Genomic DNA, 2,664 nt, shown 5'->3' on the forward strand with positions numbered 1-2,664 from the left:
AGCGCCGCCTGCAGGCGCGCGCGCTCGGTCGCCGAGAGCAGCAGCTGGCTGCGCGACATGCCGGCGCGCAGCGGCATCGGCGCCGGCAACGGGCCGAGCAGCGCGACGCCGTCGGCGCTGCCGGCCGCTTCGACGCAGGCGGCGAGAAATTCCGGCGGCGCGGCGGCGTCCTTGGCCTCGGCGCGCAGCAGCGCCAGATGCGCGTAGGGCGGCAGCTCCGCCGTGCGCCGTTCTGCCAGCAGGCTCTGCGCGAGAGCGCGATAGCCGCCGCGCAGCAGGGTTGCGAGCAGCGCGTGATCGGGATGATGGGTCTGCAGCAGCACGCTGCCGGGCTTGTTCGCGCGGCCGGCGCGGCCGGCGACCTGGACGATGAGCTGGCCGAGGCGCTCGCTCGCACGGAAGTCGATGCTGTGCAGGCCCTCGTCGACGCCGAGGATCGCGACCAAGGTCAGATTCGGCAGGTCATGGCCCTTGGCCAGCATCTGCGTGCCGATGTAGATGCCGGGCTGGTGCGGGCCGAGCCGGTCCAGCAGCGCCTCGAGCGCGCCGCGCCGGCGCGTGGTCTCGCGGTCTATGCGCACGATGGTGGTCTGCGGAAACAGTTCGGTCAGCGCTTCCTCGAGCCGCTCGGTACCCTGGCCCTGCGGCATCAGCTGCGTGCCGCCGCATTCGGGACACTGCACCGGCACGCGCCGTTCGGCCTCGCAGTGGTGGCAGACGAGGCGGCCGCGCTGGCGATGCAGGGTCATGGGCTTGGCGCAGCGCTCACAGTCCGCGTGCCAGCCGCAGTCGTGGCAGAGCAGCACCGGCGCGTAGCCGCGGCGATTGCGGAATATCAGCGCCTGCTCGCCGCGGGCCAGGGTTTCGCGCAGCGCCGTCAGCAGCTCCGGGCCGAGTCCGTGACTGAGCCGCGTGCGCCTTGCATCGACGATGCGCAGCTGCGGCGGCCGCGCGCTGCCGGCGCGCAGCGGCAGTTCCAGCCGCCCGTAGCGGCCGGCCGCGACGTTGGCGAGGCTTTCGAGCGACGGCGTGGCCGAGCCGAGCACGACCGGAATGCCGAGCGCGCGTGCGCGGACCAGCGCGAGATCGCGCGCGCAGTAGCGGAAGCCGTCCTGCTGCTTGTACGAGGCGTCGTGTTCCTCGTCGACGGCGATCAGGCCGAGCTTCGGCAGCGGTGCGAAGATCGCCGAGCGCGTGCCGAGGATCACGCTGGCCTCGCCGCGCGCGGCGGCGAGCCAGGCGCGCGAGCGCTCGGCTTCGGCCAGTCCCGAGTGCAGCGCATGCACGCGATGGCCGAAGCGGTCGCGGAAGCGGCGCAGGGTCTGCGGCGTCAGGCCGATTTCCGGCACGAGCACGAGGGCCTGGCGGCCCTGCGCGAGCACGCGTTCGATCAGGCCCAGATAGACCTCGGTCTTGCCGCTGCCGGTCACGCCTTCGAGCAGCCAGGCGTGGAAGCGGTCGAGCGCCGCACCGACGCTCGCGACGGCGGCTTCCTGCGCCGCGTTCAGCGGCGGCGCGGGCATGGGTTCGGCCACGGCCTGGCTGACCGCGATCGCGACGGTCTCGATCAGTCCGCGCTGGCGCAGGGCGCTGGCGCTGTCGCGCCAGCGCGGGATGGCCAGGTCCAGCGCGGCGTAGGTCAGCGGTCCGTCGGCCAGACGCTCGAACAGCTCGCGGATGCGCGTGCCGCGGCGCAAGGTGTCGGCCGGCGTCGCGCGGCCGTCGGCGCTGAGCGCGAGCGCGCGGTAGCCGTCGAGCGGCAGCGGCTTGGCCTGACGCAGGCCGACCGGCAGCGCCGTCTCGAGCACCGCGCCGAGCGGATGCTGGTAGTAGCGCGCGGCCCACATCAACGTCGCGAGCAGCTCGCCGCCGAGCAGCGGCTGCGCGTCGAGCACGGAACTGATCGGCTTGAGCTTGTTGCGCGGCAGCTCGCTGTCGTCGGCGACGCCGACGACTACGCCGACCTGGCGGCCCGGCCCGAACGGCACGAGCACGCGGCAGCCCGGCTGCGGCAGCGCGCCGCGCGGCGCGAGGTAGTCGAACAGCTGCGGCAGCGGCACCGGTACGGCGACGCGCAGGATCTCAGGCATGGGCGCAGAGTGTAAGGGCGCGATACGGGATCGATTGTCGATGGGCCTGTCGCAAGGATGGAGGCGGCCGCATCAGAAACCCAGGGCCTGGCCCGTGCCGGTCTCGCGGGCGCGGCGCAGCAGGTGCTGCGCCGCGGCGAGATCCTGCACGATGCTGCCGAGCGACTTGTACGCGGTGATCTGCGTGTCGTCGGTGCGGCCGGCCAGGCTGCCGGCGAGCACGTCCCCGATCTCGCCGAGCACGTGCGATTCGTCGACGAGGCCGGCCTGCTGCGCGCGCAGGAACTCGGCGCCCTGGCGCAGCACCGATTCGCGATGGTCGGCGAAGAATCGCGCGCGCGTGACCACGGCGTGGTCGACCTCGACCGGTCCGGCCCGGCCCGAACCGACGAGATTCAGATGCATGCCCGGCTCGAGGTCGCGGCCGAACAGGATGGGCTCCTGCGCCGCGGTCAGGGTGCAGACCACGTCGGCGCCGGCGACGGCCGCGCCCACCGTGTCGCAGACCTGCAGATGCTGGCCGCGCATCGCGGCCGCCGCGCGTTCGCGTGCGGCGAAGGCCTCCGCGCGCGCG

At 73.7% G+C, this 2,664-nt stretch carries 2 protein-coding genes; both read right to left on the reverse strand.

All coding sequences use genetic code 11. From position 1 onward, the window contains the following. The coding region (locus NON22_RS22875) for a primosomal protein N' (protein WP_257389296.1) at nucleotides 1–2,090 on the reverse strand (2,090 nt) is incomplete at its 3' end. Between the two features lie 72 nt (nucleotides 2,091–2,162). After that, a partial coding sequence (locus tag NON22_RS22880) for a hypothetical protein (RefSeq protein WP_257389297.1) occupies nucleotides 2,163–2,664 on the reverse strand: 502 nt, incomplete at its 5' end.

Source organism: Tahibacter caeni (assembly GCF_024609805.1).
Lineage (GTDB): Bacteria > Pseudomonadota > Gammaproteobacteria > Xanthomonadales > Rhodanobacteraceae > Tahibacter > Tahibacter caeni.